General features: G+C 53.0%; 16 protein-coding genes. 7 read left to right on the plus strand and 9 right to left on the minus strand.

The annotated features are described in order from the left end of the window. Positions 1-883 (plus strand): ABC transporter ATP-binding protein (locus AB7C91_RS07430; RefSeq protein ID WP_428590262.1); only part of this gene is annotated, 883 nt, incomplete at its 5' end. A 39-nt stretch (positions 884-922) separates the two neighbouring features. Here AB7C91_RS07430 and AB7C91_RS07435 read toward each other — a convergent pair. Next, entirely contained in the window at positions 923-1,477 is a 555-nt protein-coding gene (locus AB7C91_RS07435; protein WP_332448153.1) for a hypothetical protein, read from the minus strand. Between the two features lie 215 nt (positions 1,478-1,692). Here AB7C91_RS07435 and AB7C91_RS07440 point away from each other — a divergent pair, with 215 nt between their 5' ends. From AB7C91_RS07440 to AB7C91_RS07455, 4 genes are all read left to right on the plus strand, one after another. Then, positions 1,693-3,426, plus strand: a complete 1,734-nt coding sequence (locus AB7C91_RS07440) for a peptide ABC transporter substrate-binding protein (RefSeq protein ID WP_332448152.1) — start codon at positions 1,693-1,695, stop codon at positions 3,424-3,426. Between the two features lie 111 nt (positions 3,427-3,537). Next, positions 3,538-4,563 (plus strand): low-specificity L-threonine aldolase, encoded by a 1,026-nt coding sequence (gene ltaE / locus AB7C91_RS07445; protein WP_332448151.1) that lies wholly within the window; start codon positions 3,538-3,540, stop codon positions 4,561-4,563. After that, positions 4,560-5,345, plus strand: coding sequence for an EFR1 family ferrodoxin (locus AB7C91_RS07450; RefSeq protein WP_428590267.1), 786 nt, complete (start codon positions 4,560-4,562; stop codon positions 5,343-5,345). The genes ltaE and AB7C91_RS07450 overlap by 4 nt, the downstream gene beginning before the upstream one ends. Next, positions 5,345-6,595: a MalY/PatB family protein gene (locus tag AB7C91_RS07455; protein ID WP_428590270.1), complete on the plus strand. Its 1,251-nt coding sequence runs from the start codon at positions 5,345-5,347 to the stop codon at positions 6,593-6,595. Before AB7C91_RS07450 ends, AB7C91_RS07455 begins: the two co-directional genes overlap by 1 nt. On the opposite strand, the gene AB7C91_RS07460 is transcribed toward AB7C91_RS07455, so the two are convergent. Genes AB7C91_RS07460 through AB7C91_RS07470 form a run of 3 tightly spaced genes read right to left on the minus strand, consistent with a single transcriptional unit; the run spans position 6,583 to position 9,423 of the window. Further along, positions 6,583-7,587 carry an SGNH/GDSL hydrolase family protein gene (locus tag AB7C91_RS07460; RefSeq protein ID WP_332448148.1) on the minus strand — a complete coding sequence of 335 codons (1,005 nt, stop codon included), beginning with the start codon at positions 7,585-7,587 and terminating at the stop codon, positions 6,583-6,585. The genes AB7C91_RS07455 and AB7C91_RS07460 overlap by 13 nt on opposite strands. Further along, the gene (locus AB7C91_RS07465; protein ID WP_332448147.1) at positions 7,559-8,236 is read right to left on the minus strand and encodes a fructose-6-phosphate aldolase; all 678 of its coding nucleotides are present in this window, start codon (positions 8,234-8,236) and stop codon (positions 7,559-7,561) included. Before AB7C91_RS07465 ends, AB7C91_RS07460 begins: the two co-directional genes overlap by 29 nt. Before the next feature lie 53 nt (positions 8,237-8,289). Continuing rightward, complete coding sequence (locus tag AB7C91_RS07470) at positions 8,290-9,423, minus strand: XylR family transcriptional regulator (RefSeq protein ID WP_428590275.1); 1,134 nt, start codon at positions 9,421-9,423, stop codon at positions 8,290-8,292. Between the two features lie 106 nt (positions 9,424-9,529). Between AB7C91_RS07470 and AB7C91_RS07475 the strand changes: the two genes are divergently transcribed. Beyond that, a complete protein-coding gene (locus AB7C91_RS07475) occupies positions 9,530-10,531 on the plus strand; it encodes an aldo/keto reductase (RefSeq protein WP_428590278.1) in 1,002 nt (333 codons plus the stop codon). Between the two features lie 10 nt (positions 10,532-10,541). Further along, entirely contained in the window at positions 10,542-11,609 is a 1,068-nt protein-coding gene (locus AB7C91_RS07480; RefSeq protein WP_332448144.1) for a zinc-binding dehydrogenase, read from the plus strand. Here AB7C91_RS07480 and AB7C91_RS07485 read toward each other — a convergent pair. From AB7C91_RS07485 to AB7C91_RS07505, 5 genes are all read right to left on the minus strand, one after another. Continuing rightward, positions 11,602-12,687: a LacI family DNA-binding transcriptional regulator gene (locus AB7C91_RS07485; RefSeq protein ID WP_332448143.1), complete on the minus strand. Its 1,086-nt coding sequence runs from the start codon at positions 12,685-12,687 to the stop codon at positions 11,602-11,604. The genes AB7C91_RS07480 and AB7C91_RS07485 overlap by 8 nt on opposite strands. Before the next feature lie 16 nt (positions 12,688-12,703). Further along, complete coding sequence (locus tag AB7C91_RS07490; RefSeq protein WP_332448142.1) at positions 12,704-13,696, minus strand: ABC transporter permease; 993 nt, start codon at positions 13,694-13,696, stop codon at positions 12,704-12,706. A 13-nt stretch (positions 13,697-13,709) separates the two neighbouring features. After that, positions 13,710-15,212: a sugar ABC transporter ATP-binding protein gene (locus AB7C91_RS07495; protein ID WP_332448229.1), complete on the minus strand. Its 1,503-nt coding sequence runs from the start codon at positions 15,210-15,212 to the stop codon at positions 13,710-13,712. Between the two features lie 72 nt (positions 15,213-15,284). After that, positions 15,285-16,361, minus strand: coding sequence for a substrate-binding domain-containing protein (locus tag AB7C91_RS07500; RefSeq protein ID WP_332448141.1), 1,077 nt, complete (start codon positions 16,359-16,361; stop codon positions 15,285-15,287). A gap of 294 nt (positions 16,362-16,655) precedes the next feature. Continuing rightward, the gene (locus AB7C91_RS07505) at positions 16,656-18,083 is read right to left on the minus strand and encodes a rhamnulokinase family protein (RefSeq protein ID WP_332448140.1); all 1,428 of its coding nucleotides are present in this window, start codon (positions 18,081-18,083) and stop codon (positions 16,656-16,658) included. Between the last annotated feature and the right edge of the window lies 1 nt (position 18,084).

Genomic DNA, 18,084 nt, shown 5'->3' on the forward strand with positions numbered 1-18,084 from the left:
TTCCATCAGCCAGCTCTACAAGCCGACCAGCGGAAGCGTCGTATTCAATGGTGTTGAATTGACCACGGCTGACTACAAGACGATGCTGTTGGCCAGACGGGATATGCAGATGATCTTCCAGGACCCGTATGCTTCCCTTGATCCCCGTATGACCGTCCGTTCGATCATCGCTGAACCGTTGGTGATCTACAACAATCGCCATCTTTTGGAAACCCCATTGTCTGTGATGGAAATCGAAAAACAAGTGGAAGAGCTCATGGAACGGGTCGGACTGAACAAGGCGTTCAAGAACCGGTATCCGCATGAGTTCAGCGGTGGACAGAGACAGAGAATCGGGATCGCCAGAGCCTTGGCCTTGAATCCGAAAATCATTCTCGCTGATGAACCGGTATCGGCCTTGGATGTTTCCATCCAGTCGCAGATCTTGAATCTCCTGGATGATCTGCAGAAGGAATTCGGCCTGACTTACATCTTCATTGCGCACGACCTGGCGGTCATCCAGCACATTTCCACCCGTGTAGCGGTCATGTATCTGGGAAAAATCGTAGAGATCAGCAACGCGGTGAAATTGTATGACAACCCTTTGCACCCCTATACGACGGCACTGCTCAGTGCGGCACCAATCCCCGATCCGAAAGTGGAGCGGGAACGACAGCGTATCATCCTTACCGGCGACGTGCCGTCCCCGGACAAGGAACGCAACGGCTGTTATTTCTATGACCGCTGTCCGAAGAAGATGCCTTGGTGTTCCTGCCATCTGCCTCCGATGTTCGAGATGGAGGCCGACCATCAAGTGGCCTGCTGGCTGTATGACAAACAGGATTACAGCAAGATTACGATGGAACAAGCCCAAGCGGATGCGGCAAAGAAAGCAAACACATGACAAGTCAGCCACCCAAGCGATTGGGTGGCTGTTTTCATTTTACAGATCCTTGTAGGAAACGTTCAGATCCATATCCCGCGGTCGATCGACATAGAGAGGAAGTCCGCTTACCGCCCCGATGGCCTGCATAGCCGATTCGGTTCTGCCGCCGGAGGTTTTTTCGGCGATGATCTCGATGGTTTTCAGCTGGTCGTCAGTCAGACGGAGACTGAATACGATCATTGCGCGGAATTTGCGTTTGGTGGGTTTCGCGTCGTTTTCTCTACGGCCCCGGACGAAATGTGTCAGCTCCAGCCGTTCAACTTCATCAAAGGCATACTGTTCACGCTTGCACATCCAGGCGAAGCCATACGTGCTGGTCACCGTATTCATCTCAGTGTCGAAATCCCAGCTGTCTCGATACACAGCTCCTGCCAGTGACAACAAGAACAACAGGACAATGTGGATCATACTGAGAATTGGAACCCCTTCCGAAGCATTCAATGCCAAGCCCCAAAACAAGAACAGGGCAAACAGCGCACAGATTATATGGAACGAACGGGTCACTGCGTAGGAGATCCCGTGTGTATGGATATAGGTTGTATGTCGTACCATGCTTACCTCGCCATACCAGTATACTATAGGAGACGGGAAAGGTCATGCCATCACCCCTTGACCCAAGATATGCATTGTATGCATAGAATGAGCAATTTGTATGCATTCCAGGCGACATTTGCTGTAAACCCATTTGCGTTTTCTCTTGATTCATGGTTTAATGTGATTTAAGCTAAGTTGAACGTTTACACTTAGATTTACAAGGAGATATGTCTATGAAGAAATTTCTGGCTATCATGCTTTGCGTCCTGCTGGTAAGCGGCCTCTTTATTTCCTGTGGAAAGAAAGAAGCTCCTGCTCCGGCCGCAACTACGACGCCGGCTCCCGCAGCTCCCGCTCCGGCCGCTCCGGCTCCCGCTCCTGCTGTTGCTGCTACCCCCGCTCCGGCTCCGGCTCCGGCTCCCGCAGCTCCTGCCCCGGCTCCCGCAGCTCCCGCCAAGGCAGAAACCGTGTTCCGCATCACCAATGGTGCTGAGCCCGAATCTCTGGACCCCGCTCTCATCCAGGGTGTTCCCGAGCATAGAATTTTCGAAGCTCTCTTCGAAGGCTTGGTAGCCAACGATCCCAAGACTGCTCTTGCGGTCCCCGGCGTTGCTGAAAGCTGGACCGCCAATGCTGATGGAACCCAGTATACCTTCAAGCTTCGTAAGAACGCAGTCTGGTCTGATGGTGTTCCCATCACCGCCCAGGATGTCGTGTACAGCTGGCTGAGAGAACTCGATCCCGCTACTGCCGGACCGTACGCATGGTTCCCCTGCATGTTCCTCAAAGGCGCATCTGAGTTCAATGCCGGAAAAGCCGGCCCTGAGGCTGTCGGTATTCGCGCTCTTGATGACTACACCTTCCAGATGGACCTCATTGGACCTCTGCCGTACGCCGTCGATGCTCTTACCCACTACAGTTTCGCAATCGTTCCGAAGCACACCATCGAGAAGTACGGTTCTGCTTGGACCGATCCCGCCAACTTCGTAGGCAACGGCCCGTTCGTACTTACCGACCGTGTTGCACAGACCTCCCTTACCGTATCCAAGAACGACAAATACTGGGACAAGGACAACGTAAAGCTTGACAAGGTCATCTTCTACTCCTCCGACAGCGATACCACCAACTACAACATGTACCTCAATGGTGAGATTGACTGGGCAACCAACGTTCCCCCAGATCAGCTGACCGCTGCTTCCATGCGTGACGACTTCCAGTCTGCTCCGCAGCTTTCCACCTACTACTATGTCTTCCAGACTCAGAAAGCCCCGATGAACAACCCGCTTGTCCGTCAGGCTCTCGCTTTGGCGGTTGACCGCCAGGCTCTGGTCGACGGCGTAACCAAGGCTGGACAGATTCCTGCCTGGGGCATCGTGCCTCCGATGGCTGGCTATGACGCCCTTCCGTTCCCGTATGACAACATGGACGACGCAATCGCCGCTGCTCAGGATTTGCTTGCTCAGGCTGGCTATCCCAATGGCGCCGGATTCCCGACCGTCTCCATCCTGTACAACACGAACGAAGGTCACAAGCAGATTGCTGAGTTCATCCAGCAGGAATGGAAGAACAACCTCGGCATCAACGTAGTGCTTGAGAACCAGGAATGGCAGACCTACCTCTCCAACCGTAACCAGGGCAACTTCCAGGTCGCTCGCGCCGGATGGGTTGGTGACTACCAGGATCCGAACACCTTCCTCGACATGTTCATCACCGGCGCCGGTATGAACGGCGGAAAGTACAGCAATGATGTCTATGATGTCTTGATCAACGAAGCAGCAAGAATGCCCGCAGGGGCCGACCGCTACGGCGTGTTGAGAACTGCTGAGGACATCATGATCAACCAGGATGAAGCTGTCATGCCTCTCTACTACTACGTAACGATCAACATGATCGATACCAACAAGTGGGGCGGTTGGCACACCAACACCATGGACTACCATCCGGTCAAGGACATCTACCTCAAGTAGTTTGTACCGATCAAACGTTCCGATCCCCAGGCTTGTCCTGGGGATCTTCTTTTTGCTGGACTGAACGGTTCAGGTTCGCTATAGTTTTACCGAAGCACAAAGGAGTCAACGATGAAGCGATATGATTTACGAAGTGATACGATTACAAAGCCGACTGATGCCATGCGCAAGGCTATGGCTGACGCTGAGGTAGGAGATGATGTATATCGGGAAGATCCTACGACCAATAGATTGGAACACTATGCCGCCGAGTTGACCGGCAAGGAAAAGGCATTGTTTGTATCATCGGGAAGCATGGGCAATTTGATCAGCCTGTATATAAACGGAGGCAGGAGCAATGAAGTGCTCACTGCAGCCAACAGCCATATCATTCAGCATGAAATCGGATCAGTCGCTGCCATAGCGGGAGTGCTCCCCATCGCCATAGACGCTCCCAGAGGCGTGCTCAGTGCAACCGATTTCGCGGGTAAGGTAAAATCAGGTGCATACGACATGGCCACCACCACTCTCATAGAGGTGGAGAACACCATCGGGGGATATTGCTATCCATTGGAGAATCTGGAAGGGATCAGGGATTTCGCTTCTACCCACGACCTGAAGGTGCACATGGATGGAGCAAGGGTTTTCAATGCACAGGTTGCAACCGGCATACCGGTCAAAACCTATGCAAAATATGTCGATACGCTCACATTCTGTCTGTCAAAAGGTCTGGGGGCACCGGTGGGAAGCATGCTTTGCGGTGATGCAGCCTTCATCAACAAGGCTTTGACCGTCCGCAAGATGCTCGGAGGCGGTATGCGTCAGACCGGAATCCTCGCAGCGGCAGGGTTGTATGCACTTGAACGTCAGGTGAACCGGCTTTCAGAGGACCATGAACATGCCAAAGCCATCGCCAAGACCTTGGCGAAAACCGGTTGGGCTGATGTGGACATGGACGGGGTGCAGACCAACATCCTCTTTTTTACCGTCCCTTCCCTGGGTGCCCAGGAAGTGGTTCGGCAACTTGCTTCCAAAGGCGTCCTGGCCAACACCGAAGGACAGAACATCCGATTGGTCACCAACCTCGATCTCAACGATGAGGATACGGATGCAGTGTGCAGGATCCTTGCTTCGTTTGAACCAGAGGGACTTGCATGAGAACCACCCTATTCTGTTTTACCGGTACGGGAAACAGCTACTATATAGCCAAACGGCTTGCAGAGGAACTGGGGGATAGTGAGGTGCGCATGATCCCCTCCCTGATGGATGGGCAACCCATCGAGATGACCGAGCAAGTGGGATTCGTGTTTCCGGTCTACAAAGGATTCCCACCGAATCTTGTATCGCATTTCATCCAGGAAATCTTTGCAAAACAGGATTTGAGCCCGATTAAATACCTCTTTTTGGTGTCGACCCGCTACAAATTCGGGGCGTATACGTTCCAAGCCATGGAAACGTTGCTTCGTGAGGCCGGGGCGTTGGTCAGTTATGCCAACCATTTGACGATGCCAGACGGGTATGTCAAGTTATTGGCAGCCCCCTCCGAACAGAAGGTGGATGAACTGTATGGCAAAGCCGAGACAAAACTCAAGGGTATTGCTTTGGATATCAAGGCTGAGAAATTGCGCCTCCCCCTGCGCCCTCCCTTCTCCCGGCTGGCCATCAACCATTTCATGCTGCCGATCCATCGTGCGTTCATGGATGGCGCTCTAGACTTTAGGGTCACCGATGCCTGTACCTCTTGCGGGCTGTGCTACCGGATGTGCCCATCCGACAATATCGAGATGCAGGAAGGAAAACCGAGCTTCGACCGGGCATGTACCGGTTGCCTCGGATGCTATCACCGCTGCCCTGCCCAAGCCATCGAATTCACCTACCGTGTCAAGCCGGGGCGCTACCCCAATACACGTTCAACCTATCATATGGAGTATAGAACCTGATGCATTACGATTTTGATCAGGAGGTCGATCGTCGGGCCTCCCTCTCAGTGAAATGGAATCCTTCTGCGATCAAGAATATCTGTGGCAATCCGGAAGCTCAACCCTTCTGGGTCGCTGACATGGACTTTACTGTAGCTGATGAAGTGGCCCAGCAAGCCCGGACGCTCGCCGAGCATGCTGTATTCGGCTACCCGTTCGCCCCCAACCAACGGCAAATTTTCTGTGGATGGGCCGAACGCAGGCACAACCTCATGCTCTCACCAAAAGAGGTCGTCATCAGTCAGGGAGTGCTGAGCAGTATTGCCATCCTCACCGAACTGCTTACCAAGGAAGGAGACGGGATCATCATTCCGCTGCCGGCCTATCAACCCTTTGTCAGGATTGTGAACCAATTGCATCGTACCCTGATCCCTTGGCCGCTTGCCTATGACCCGGTTGCCCATCAATTCCAACTCGATTGGGAAACTCTTGAAGAATGTGCTCAAAAGGCCAAGTTGCTTGTATTCTGTTCACCGCACAATCCGAGCGGACTCTCATTCTCCAAGGAAGACCTCACAAGACTATGCACGATCGCCAAAGCGCATCAGATTCCACTCATCAGTGACGAAATCCATGCCGATTTGAGCTTCGTCGATCACCACAGCCTGCTGGAGACAGCCAGGGAAACAGGAGCCGACGCAGTGGTCTGCATGGCCCCATCAAAAACCTTCAACATGGCGGGTGAACATTACTCGGTTACCCTGTTCACCGATGAGGCACTAAGGAACGCCTTCAAAAGCCGCCTCGGCCAGCTTTTCATCGCTGAGAATTCCACCTTCGCCATCACCTTGGCCCAAACCTGTTACCAACATGGTGATCTCTGGTTGAAGGATTTGTTGGCTTATCTGCAGGGGAACACACAACTCATTGAGGAGTATCTGACCGAATATCTCCCTTCACTCGTGTTCATCCGCCCCAAGGCTTCCTTCATCGGGCTGTTTGACTGCAGCGCCATTCTGGATTTGGTGGAACGGGATGAACAGGCGCACCCAGAGTTGTATGACCCCTCACAGAGTCCTTCGGGCGGACTACTCTCCCGCTTCTTCGGCCAACGAGCCGGTCTTGCCATGAACGATGGGACTTGGTTTGGCGGCGATGCCTACCGCAACTTTGTACGGTTCAATTATGGAACGCAACGTTGTCATGTACGAGAGGCGCTGGACAAGATTGCACAAGCAGTGCAATTTCTTGAACAGACCTACGCCAACTGAAGTGCCAATGCGGCGGCCAAATGCGTGACGGCTTCCTGATTCGGGTGCAGAAACCCATCATCGAAGCTCTCACGCAGGGAAACCGTTCGTCCATCAATGACTTGTACCTGGGCAAATGACTGTGCGGTGCTTGTGATCGCTTCGGTCAATTCGGAAAACGTCCCCGCTTGCCGCCTTTGTCCTGCGTCGGAACGCCACAAGGGCGTAAGCACTACAACCGGGCAATCTTGATACAGGTCAGAGATTCTGTCCAAAACGCGACACAGTTGATCCTTTACGGCTTCCAGGCTGGGTCGGATCATCCAGTCATTGGTGCCGAAATGCATCAGAATCGTACGAACCGGTGAGCCGCCGGTCCACGGCTGGACCAAATCGGGATTGAGCAACGTCCCGCTCAATCCCTGATTCACCACCTCTCTGTGCAACAGGGCACTCAGCTGTGTGCACAGCGATTGCGAAGGATGATGAATCCCCACTCCTTGGATGATGGAATCACCGAGACACAACAAGGTGTTCCCATATTTGGGAACCGGAGCCACCTGTCCTTCGATGCGGACAGTCATCTGATGATGGAGGGGAAGGTGCAAAGCGATTGCCTGCCCCGACTTGAAGCTGATCAACTTGGTCTGCAACGGCAGGAAGAGCATCTCTCCCCCATCAATCTCAAGATCGATCGTTTCAAAGAGATCCAAGGGCTTTCCATAAAGAGAAGCAAGATCGAGCACCTGCTGACCCGGCTTGGGGAGCAAGGATTGCGAAACTCGTTTGAGCAATATGCTTCCATCACTGAGCGCAGTAAAACGAAGACAGATTGATGCACTGGTTCTTGCCATCGCGCGATACAGGGGATGGGTGGTAAATACACGCTCATCGCTGAGGCTGAAACGAGTGGGATGCATATATCCGTCGCTTTCTACCCGAACCGCATATGCGTTGTGCGACAGTGCAAGAAATGACGTTTCCTTAGAGATCCAAGAGCGTTCGCTTACCATACACCTCTTCCCAGTTGGCGGAGAAATCATGCACCGCCTTGGTGATGGACGGCATCGCCAGACCGGTCGCAAGCAGGGAATAGGGAACCGTACAGCAACTGGCTCCATTGGCATAGGCTGTGGTAATCTCGCTGATGTTCTTGAAGCTGGCAGCCAATACCTGGCAGTTGCCGCTGTTTGCCCAGAGCAAGGAACTCAATTCCTTGATGACCTTGGCGGCATCAATGTCGATGTTCAGCATCCGGTTGTAATAGACGGCAAGGTACCGGGCACCACTGAGCATCGCCAGCATGCCCTGCAAGGTGGTGTATATGGCGGTGGCCGTGACGTTGACACCTCGTTCAGAAAGGATGCGTATGGCTTGGAGCCCCGCCTCCGTGACCGGAATTTTGATATACGTGGTGCTTCCCAGCTTATCAAGGATTTTCTCGGCCTCGGCTAGAATGCCTTGGGTGTCCTGAGCGATGACCTGCACATGAAGGCTGCGCTCCTCGCCGATGAGCTCACGTATCTTGTGCATGTGGGCGAAGAATTCGACTCCACCCTCCGCTTTGATGATCGAAGGATTGCTGGTCACCCCACTGATGGGATAGATGGCAAGGCCTTTCTCGATTTCCTGCAAATTGGCTGTATCAAGCATGAGTTCCATAGGTTACCTCGCTCCTGTATCATGCCACAAACGCAAGCGGAGGGGAAGCAGGCTCAAGGCTGTAGTTGCATTCGGTATGCAGTGGGGGTGCATCCATATGCCCGTTTGAAGAGATTGTAGAACCGATGGATTGATCCGAATCCACAGGCTTCACGGACGGAATCCACACTCAGCTCGCTTTGCATGAGCATCAAGCAGGCTTGCTCGAGTTTCTCATGGGTGATTTCCTCCCAGATCGACCGATTGCGGTACTTTCGGAAACGCATTTCCAAAGCTCTACGGCAAATGCCCGCTTGATCGGCAACATCCTTGGCACACAAACCCCTGACCGCTTCAGCCTTGATGAGCCGGAGCGCCTGGGCTATATGCTCATCCTCATACTGGGCGAACAGGGTACTTTCCCGTTCGGTAACCTTTCCCGGGGCGATCCGTTGGATGTGTATACCGCTGATTTTGGAACTGAGTATGGCATCGAGCATCGCCGATGCCTGATAGCCGATCTGCCGGCAATCGGGCTGGATGCTGGAAATGGAAGGACTGGCCAGTTCGCACAACAATGTCTCATTGTCCACCCCAAGCACCATCACCTGCTCAGGTATCTTGATGGCCAGACGTTGGCAGGCCAATTCCACTTTCATGGCAGACAAATCGTTGCAACAGAAAATGGAAACCGGTTTTTTTAGCCCAGCCAGCCATGCTTCCAATTCCTCTGACCGCTCATACAGCTGACGCCACCAAGCCAGCGGCCGTGAAAAGGATTCGACCTGGTCGGCCCTGATGCTGGTACTGCTTAAAAAGCCGATGAACCGCTCACGCGCCCAGTGAACCTGGTCAACCCCACACCATGCCATCTGCTTGCTTCCCAAATCCTTCAGATACGATCCTGCACTCACTCCGGTCTGATAGTCATCGTTACGAACCTGGCAGAACAGTTTCAGCGAGGAGGAACCGGCAATATCCACTACGGGAATCCCCAAGGAAGCGTAGAACAACGCCTGTTCATCATCCTCGATACGAGCGATCAAGGCATCGCAGCTGCTCAGTTCCTCCATATCCAGCGAGAAAAACCAAGGGCCTTGCCCGCGTACCTGCCAGTCGCTCTTCTTGCGGGCGTATTGGACTACTCCCGCGGCGACTGCCATATCATAGCTATCCTGGAATCTGAGTTTTAATCCGATCTGAATCATGGAGGCAGTATATCACAAAATGCGCAAAACGATAGTATTTATTCGCATATCAAGCATTGCAGGTTTTCTGATACCTCGTATGCTGTACTCAAGAGGAGAGAATGCAATGCAACCTGAAACCATTACTATTACAAGTACACAGGCAAAGTTGCCGGTCATTGGAGTAGGGACGTTCGGTTCCGATCATGTAAGCAGTGAAGAGATGGCCCACTCTGTTGAATTGGCGCTGCAGATCGGGTATCGGAACATCGACTGCGCAAGCGTCTATGGAAATGAACGTGAAATCGGAAACGTATTGAAAAACTGCGGAATCGGCCGCAGTGACCTATGGATTACCAGCAAAGTCTGGAATGACAGCCATGGACGAAAACGCGTCAAGGAATCTGTCAAACGATCCCTCAAGGATCTCCAACTTGACTATCTGGATCTATATCTGGTGCACTGGCCCTTCCCGAATTACCACCCGCCGATGTGTGATGTATCCAGCCGCAGTCCGGATGCAAGGCCGTATATCCATGAAGAGTATATGGAAACTTGGTCGGCTATGGAGGATTTGGTGCGCGACGGCTTGGTCCGCCACATCGGGACCAGCAATATGAGCAAGGCGAAGCTGCAGCTGGTACTTGCTTCTTGTTCGATCAGACCGACCGTGAATGAGATGGAACTTCATCCGTGTTTCCAGCAGCCGCAGTTGCTCTCCTTCGTTACGGAGCAGGGAATCATTCCCATCGGGTACAGCCCGCTGGGCAGTCCCCATCGTCCGGAACGTGATATGACGAATGAGGATGTGGTAGACATGGAGCACCCGCTCGTCGTCGAACTTGCCAAGAAACACAATTGTCATCCCGCTGCCATCTGCCTGAAGTGGGCCCGGGGGAACGGCATCGTGCCGATCCCGCAATCCACGAAAGAGCGGAATCTGCGCAGCAATTTCGAAAGCATACAGAATGACCCGCTTACCGATGAGGAACTTGCATTGCTCAGAGAGGCCGATTGCAACAACCGGTTGATCAAAGGACAGGTATTCCTCTGGGAGGAAGCCGAGTCATGGCACGATCTATGGGACGAAAACGGGACCATTGCCTGTCCCGATCGCTATAAGAACTAGGAGGAATAAGATGGAACAACGCATGATGAAGGGAGCAAAGCTTCCCGGCAACAGCACCGTTGCCTTCTCAACGTTTCCCATCCCCAAGCCGGGGCATGGGCAGGTATTGGTCAAGATGAAGTGCTCCACCATCTGTGGAAGCGACATCCGGGCGATCTATCGTGAACATCTGGGCAAGGGACCGGAAGGGTATCAGAATGTTATCGCCGGTCACGAACCCTGCGGCCAGATCGTCGAGGAAGGCCAGGGTCTGAAGCGTTTCAAGAAAGGGGACCGGGTCATCGTCTACCATATCAGCGGCTGTGGAGTATGCCATGAATGCCGCCAGGGGTTTATGATCAGCTGCACCAGCGACCAGCGGGCCGCCTACGGGTGGCAGCGGGATGGCGGCATGGCCGAATATATACTCTGCGACGAGAAGGATCTGGTATTGCTTCCCGATGAATTGACCTACGCTGACGGCGCCCAGGTCGCCTGTGGATTCGGTACGGTGTATGAAGCCATCGAAAAGGTGGGAGTAAGCGGCAACGATGCGGTGCTGGTCGTAGGGCTTGGTCCGGTCGGTCTGGCGGCCCTGATGCTTGCAAAGGCTATGGGTGCGAATTGCCTGATCGGCATTGAAAGCCAGAGTGCCCGCATTGAGTTGGCAAAGAAACTCGGTTTGGTCGATCATGTATTCACCCCCAGTGAAGACAACGTCGCCCAAATCAAGGCGGTTACCGGCGGTCACGGCGTTGAACGAGCCTTCGACTGTTCAGCCAGCGACCCTGGGCGGGAGACAGCCATCAAGGCAACCCGCAAATGGGGCAAGATTGCATTTGTCGGTGAAGGAGGTACGGTTCACTTCCATCCCAGCGAGGATTTGTTGCACGACCAGAAAACCATCTATGGAAGCTGGGTTACCAGCATTTGGAAAATGGAGGATTTGGTGGAACGCCTGGTACGTTGGAACATCCATCCCCAGGATTTGATCACCCACCGCTTCCCCTTGGAGAAAGCCGACGAAGCCTATGCCCTGATGGCCAGCGGAGCCTGTGGAAAGGTTGCCGTATGCTTCGACGAGGAACTTCCTAACTGAAGACTCTGTTGTTTCGGGGAGTGAGGCGCGAGCGGGAAGCTTTGCACTTCTCATCGGTCATCACTCCCCCATTCTCTTCCATTACATGGATGTTCGGTTCAAGGATGATCGTGGAAGGAAAATCCTGTCGATCGCCTTCCAGTCTTTTCACCAATAGCTGGGCAGCTGTTTCCCCTATCATATCCAAGGGTTGGGCGACGGCATAGTGACAGAATTTGAGAAGGGGTGCGTAATACAGATAATCGAAGGTGGAAAAAACCATCCTATTCCGTCTTTCGCGATTCGCCTGGCTGATGAGATAGCTTGTCGCTCCGATATGTACCATATCATTTACGATGAAAAAGGCATCCGGACAGTTTTCCAACTGAAGCGCTTGTTCCATCAAGGTATATCCAGCTTTTTGCGTCATCCCACCCAAAAGAATGAAGTCACGCTCAACCTCAAGATGGTTCTCGCGCATGGCATCAAGATATCCATGCAGGCGCTCCACCGATGTATGTACATGATTGTCCCCCCCAAGGAAGCCGATTCGTTTTCGCCCTTCTCTGATCAAGGCATTGGTAACGTCATAGGCCCCCTTGCGGTTATCGGTAAGCACTACGTCGCAAATGAGCCCTTCGATCTTTCGGTCGAGCATGACCAACGGGGTATGTTCCAAGGCAGGGGAAGCGAAATGATCACCAATGTCACTGACGGGAATGACCAGCAGGGCATCGACATTGCGCTCCAACAGCAGCGACAACTTGCGCCGTTCCTCGGTGACTGAATTCTCCGAACTGCAAAGCAACAAGGCATAGCCGAGCGGGCCGAGCAGTTTTTCCAACTGCTCGACGATCTCGGTGAAAAACGTATTGGAAATCTCAGGCACCATGATGCCGATACTCTTGGTCTCCTTCAGCTTGAGGGAACGAGCTACGGCATTTCGTTGGTAATGTAGCATGGTGACTGCCGAGAGCACCTTTCGTTCGGTTTCGGGATTGACCACCTCAAGCTTGTTCAGCACCCTGCTTACCGTGGCGATGGAGACGCCAGCCAACTTGGCAACGTCCTTGATGGTGGCTGTCTCTCGTTTTCCCATGCCCTATGTTTCCTTCCTAGCTACGGCGTGCATACTTCTTCATATCGAAGTAAACCGCGACTATGATGATAAAGCCTTTTACCAATTGTTGGTAGTAACTGTCGACACCAAGGAAGGACATTCCGTAGTTGATCAAACCCATGGTGAACACACCGACCATCATGCCGCCCACCGAACCGACGCCACCATTCTGGGAGACTCCGCCCACGGTGACCGCCGCGATGGCATCCAGTTCCATGCCGTTGGCTGTCAGGGAGTTGGCAAGACCAAGACGGCTGGCCAACAGGGTTCCGGCGATGCCGTACAACAGTCCGGCATAGAAGTAAACCATCATCAAATCCCGTTCGACATTGATGCCGGACACACGTGCTGCCTGAGCATTACCACCGATCGCATAGAAGTGAGTGCCTTGGCGGGTGTGCCGTAACAACACCCAGACGATGAAGGCAGCAATGACCACATAGATGATGAGGTTGGGAATCGGTCCTACACTTCCCTGGCTGATGTTCTTGAAGTTCTGGTTCAGCGAGCCGACAACCGCCGCCTTGGTATAGATGAGCTGCAGACCTTTGGCTATGGACATGGAGCCGAGGGTGGCGATGAAGGGAGGAAGCTTCCCGTAGGCGATCAAGTATCCGTTGAACAACCCGAACAACCCGCCGGCGGCAGTTGCTGCCAGGATCGGAATGATGATGGGAAAGGTTTGCCCGGCATAGATTGCCGAGGAATAATCAGGATTCTGAGCGAACGAGGCGGCAACACTGGCGGTCAGACAGACCACATATCCGATGGAAAGGTCGATGCCCTTGGTGATGATGATCATCCCGACGCCCAACGCTGCAAAGGATCGCACCGATTCGGCGATCAACAGGTTTCGGATGCTGTTCCATCTCAGTGCGCTCCCTTTGGTAAGGATGGACAGAAGCAGCAACAGACCCACAAAGGTAACCCAGGTGGTGTATTGGCTCGCTAGTTTCTTGCTGTTTGTGAGCAGTTGTTTCGTTTCCATATCTTCCTCTTCGTTACATGAATTTCGTTGCAAGACGCATGATGTTTTCCTGGGTGCATTCCTGCTTGTCCAGAATTCCTGTACAGCGTCCGCTGCACAGGACCATGACCCGATTCGACATACCGATCAGCTCGGGCATTTCGGAGGATACCATGATGACGGCCTTCCCCTGTTCAACCAGTTGGCCCATGATCTGGTAAATCTCGAATTTTGCCCCTACATCAATCCCTCGGGTCGGTTCATCCATGATCAGGATGTCCGGCAGGGTCATAAGCCATCGGCTGATGATCACCTTCTGCTGGTTTCCTCCTGAAAGATTCTGGATGAGGGTTTCCATCGTCGGGGTCTTTGTCCGCAACGCTTCGTTGTAACGCTTTGATTCTTCGTTCAGATGCTTATGCTTCAGCAAATGCAGTTTGTTCAGATATTCGGACAATGAGGCGATCGAGGTATTGGCGCTGATGTTCATCAATGGGAAAATGCCGCTGCCTCGCCTATCCTCGGTGATCATGCCCATTCCATGGTCGATCGCCTTGCGGGGAGTGATGTTGGTCATCTCTTCTCCCTCAATCCAGATCTTCCCGCTTTGTATCGCCCTCACCCCGAACAGGGCTTCCATCAATTCGGTGCGTTGAGCCCCCACCAATCCACCGATTCCCAGGATTTCCCCGCGATGGAGATCGAAACTCACATCCTGGAACGAACGGGGGTTGGGTGAAGTGAGATTCTCCACCTTCAACAGCACTTCCCCGATCGTACTCGCAACGGAAGGGAAGCGGAGGTTGGCATCGCGGCCGACCATCAAGGAAATCAGACGGTCATTGGTCAGTTCTGAGGCAAGATAGCTGCCGATCATCCTTCCATCGCGCATGACACTGACCTCGTCGGCGATAGTGAATATCTCCTCCATCTTGTGCGAAATATAGATGATCGCAACATTTTGCTGCTTCAGTTGTCGGATGATGCGGAACAGATGCTCGACCTCGTTGTCAGTCAGGGAACTGGTGGGTTCGTCCATGACGACGATCGAGGAATTATAGGAGACCGCCTTGGCGATCTCACAAGTCTGCTGCATCGATATGGAGAGCGAGCCGATCCTTCGTTCGGGCTTGATGTCGATGTCAAGCCGTTTCAACAGGACGCTGGTCTCCTCATTCATCTTCTTGTGGTCGATGAGCCCTGTTTTCTTCAAGGGTTCCCGGCCCAAAAAAATATTCTCAGCTACGGAGCGCTCGGGAACATTGGAAAGCTCCTGATGAATCATTGACACCCCGTTTTTCAAGGCATCGTGGGAGTCCTTGAAATGACAGACCTGACCATTGAGCTTGATCGTTCCCCCATCTTCCTTGTAGATACCGAACAAGCACTTCATCAACGTCGATTTGCCCGCTCCATTCTCTCCCATCAGAGCATGTACCGTACCGGGGCGTACCCGTAAGGTAACATCATCCAATGCCCTAACCCCGGGAAATACCTTGGTGATTGATTCCATTTCCAGGGCGAAGGTTGTGTCCATTTGCATCCTCATCTCCTCAGACGGCGTTGGTGAAGTGCCTCCTGCCGGAAATCGGCAGGAGACTGAGATCATTTACATGAATTCCTTGTAGTTGGCTTTGGTAACCGGCTTGAAGGGTACCAGATAGCACTGTTCGATGACTGCCGGGTCATTGGCAGGAGCTTCGCTGATCACCTTGGTTGCAGGAGCAATACCCCAAGCGGTCATGCCGTAGGCGGTTCCCTTGGTTGCCATGGTGTAGGCCAGCTCGAAGGCGGTGCTGCTCTGACCGACGGAGTCTTGCAGAACGGTCGCATAGAGCTTGTTCTGGTCCATGGAGTTCAAAGCATCAGCGGTGGCGTCGATACCGATGACCGGATAGGAAAGGATCGTTCCATCGGAAGGATCGTTGTCGACCAAACCGTTGGTGATCAAGGACTCAACTGCACCAAGTGCCATACCATCGTTCTGTGCAACAACCAAGTTGAACTTTCCGTTGTGTGCGGCAAGCCAGGTGTCCATCTTTTCCTGTGCCTTATCGGGTGACCAGTCGGCGGTGTCCTTGGCAATGAAGTTCACCGTGTATCCAAGGCTCTTGAGGGTGTCGATGAAACCAGCTTCACGACTGATCTGAGCCGGGTGACCAAGCTGTCCTTCCAGATAGAGGATGTTCAGGACCTTGCCGGGTGCCTTTTCAGGGTATTTGGTGAAGTACTCGTCGACAATCTGTGCCTGGTACTGACCAGCAACCAATTCAGGAGAGGAAGCAAGATAGAAATCCTTGCCGACCTTCAGGGCTGCAACGGAAGGCTGGATGTTGGAGAAGGAAGCTCCGCCACCAGCTGCCTTGATCTGCTGGGCCATCTGCTCGGTTGCGCTGGTATCCTGCGGGATGATCACGAAGTACTTGTATCCCTGGGTGATCAAGGTGTTGAGCTGGTCAAGCTGACGGGCCACATCGCCTTGGGCGTCCTGCAGGTTCAATTCCACACCCTTCTCGCTTGCAAGCTTGCGGAGGTTGTCTGCATAGTCTTTTACGAACTGCTCATTCAGGTTACGGATCAATGCACCGATCTTGACCGTACCGCTTTTTGCTTCGGAAGAACCCTGGGCAAACGCTACGGAGAAGACGAGCGATAGCACGAGTACCATGGCTACCAATTTTTTCATTTGAATACTCCTTTACTTGTTACCAGGATTCTGCCTCCTGGCTGGCTAGATTACGAATCACAGAAAACCAAGAAAGCTTCTGTCACCTATCGTACTGCTAGTGTATCTTCCCATCGGATTTTCCATTTGTCAACGAAAAAATGTAAACGTTTACAAGTTTTTTATTATTCTATACCTATGGTATGTATATTTTACTATTTCTATACCTTTGGTTGACTGTAAACCTTTACAATTTGCTTGAAAAATTGAGCCAACCCATGGGTGTGGGTTGGCTCTTTCTGAAAGATGGACCTGTTACGGTTGGAAGACTTTCACCTTCTGTCGGGATCTGATCAGATCCCGTCCTTCCTGCAAATCCTTTAGTTCCTTGCAGGCCCAAGCTTGGACGACCAAGTTCCCCAAAGCGGTGGCTTCCACCGGTCCGGCATAGACGGTCAAACCGGTCTCCTGGGCGGTCCACTGGTCGAGGATCTCATTCTTACACCCGCCGCCGATGATGTACAGCGAGGTGAAGTGCAGATTGAGCACCCCTTCAAGATCCTTGATCGCCTTGGCATATGCTTTTGCCAATCCCCGATAGATGGCAACCATGTATTCGCCCTTGGAGGAAGGACGCTTCAACGCATGCTCATCGCACCAGACATTGATTCGGTCGACCATCAGGTTGTCATAGCTGTTGGGTTTGAGAAAACGAACATCCGAAGGGTCAATGTATCCTTGGTACGTTTGGCATAACAGGGTTTCTGCATCAAGATCCTTCCAACTGATCTCCCGGTTCTCCTCCCGTTCCCAATGACGGACGCATTCCTGCTGGATCCACATGCCCATGATGTTCTTCAGAAATCGGATCTGGGAACTGGCGGCCACCTCATTGGTGAACCCGCTCTCCATAGCCGACCGGTCGGTACGAGGAGCCGGCAATTCCACCCCCAGCAACGACCACGTCCCGCTTGAAATGTACAACGGTGTCTCGTCCCTGCTTGCAGGAACCGCAGCCACTGCACTGGCGGTATCATGTGCGGCACTGGCGATGACCAGAGCCGAACCATCGGCACCCACTTCGTGGGCAACTTCACCGGTCAAAGACCCGAGGATCGTGCCACTGTCGACGATGGGACCGAACAATCTACGGTCGAATTGCATGTCGTCAATCAGATCCCACGCCCAATCACCTGTCCTCGGATCATAAAGTTGGGTGGTGGAAGCATGGCTCCGTTCGTTCTTCATCACACCGGTCAGCCAATAGGCCAGCAGATCGGGGACGGAGAGATAGTGACGGGCGCTCGCCAATGCAGCGCCCCGATCACGTTGCATGGCAGCGAGTTGATAGAGCGTATTGAACGGCTGGAAGGCAATCCCTGTCCGTTCATAGATGCGCATTTTGCCACCGAGCTTCTCCGAGACAACACTGATCAGTCCATCGGTTCTGCCATCCCGATAATGATAGCACAAGGAGACCAGGCTCCCTGTCTCATCGGTGAGCACATAGTCGACACCCCAGGTGTCGATTCCGATCGAACGAATCTGATCTCCGTATTGGGAGAAAGCTTTCTTCAGCCCCACCTTTATTTCACTGAACAGACTCTGCAGGTTCCAATAGAAACTTCCCAGAATCTGGTCATTATGGGTGACAAAGCGATGGACAACCTCGAATTCAGTCAGGTCCCCAACCAGAACCCGACCATTGGAAGCTCCCAAGTCGATGGCAATATGCTTGTTCATC

It is taken from the genome of Sphaerochaeta sp. (assembly GCF_050256055.1).
In the GTDB taxonomy this organism is placed as follows: domain Bacteria; phylum Spirochaetota; class Spirochaetia; order Sphaerochaetales; family Sphaerochaetaceae; genus Sphaerochaeta.

Bases quoted from the DNA above. Each gene is read 5' to 3' on its own strand.
- AB7C91_RS07495 (WP_332448229.1), bottom strand. From the start codon at position 15,212: ATGGACACAACCTTCGCCCTGGAAATGGAATCAATCACCAAGGTATTT.
- AB7C91_RS07485 (WP_332448143.1), bottom strand. From the start codon at position 12,687: ATGGGAAAACGAGAGACAGCCACCATCAAGGACGTTGCCAAGTTGGCT.
- AB7C91_RS07460 (WP_332448148.1), bottom strand. From the start codon at position 7,587: ATGGTAAGCGAACGCTCTTGGATCTCTAAGGAAACGTCATTTCTTGCA.
- AB7C91_RS07480 (WP_332448144.1), top strand. From the start codon at position 10,542: ATGGAACAACGCATGATGAAGGGAGCAAAGCTTCCCGGCAACAGCACC.
- AB7C91_RS07505 (WP_332448140.1), bottom strand. From the start codon at position 18,083: ATGAACAAGCATATTGCCATCGACTTGGGAGCTTCCAATGGTCGGGTT.
- AB7C91_RS07490 (WP_332448142.1), bottom strand. From the start codon at position 13,696: ATGGAAACGAAACAACTGCTCACAAACAGCAAGAAACTAGCGAGCCAA.
- AB7C91_RS07475 (WP_428590278.1), top strand. From the start codon at position 9,530: ATGCAACCTGAAACCATTACTATTACAAGTACACAGGCAAAGTTGCCG.
- ltaE (WP_332448151.1), top strand. From the start codon at position 3,538: ATGAAGCGATATGATTTACGAAGTGATACGATTACAAAGCCGACTGAT.
- AB7C91_RS07450 (WP_428590267.1), top strand. From the start codon at position 4,560: ATGAGAACCACCCTATTCTGTTTTACCGGTACGGGAAACAGCTACTAT.
- AB7C91_RS07435 (WP_332448153.1), bottom strand. From the start codon at position 1,477: ATGGTACGACATACAACCTATATCCATACACACGGGATCTCCTACGCA.
- AB7C91_RS07440 (WP_332448152.1), top strand. From the start codon at position 1,693: ATGAAGAAATTTCTGGCTATCATGCTTTGCGTCCTGCTGGTAAGCGGC.
- AB7C91_RS07455 (WP_428590270.1), top strand. From the start codon at position 5,345: ATGCATTACGATTTTGATCAGGAGGTCGATCGTCGGGCCTCCCTCTCA.
- AB7C91_RS07470 (WP_428590275.1), bottom strand. From the start codon at position 9,423: ATGATTCAGATCGGATTAAAACTCAGATTCCAGGATAGCTATGATATG.
- AB7C91_RS07465 (WP_332448147.1), bottom strand. From the start codon at position 8,236: ATGGAACTCATGCTTGATACAGCCAATTTGCAGGAAATCGAGAAAGGC.
- AB7C91_RS07500 (WP_332448141.1), bottom strand. From the start codon at position 16,361: ATGAAAAAATTGGTAGCCATGGTACTCGTGCTATCGCTCGTCTTCTCC.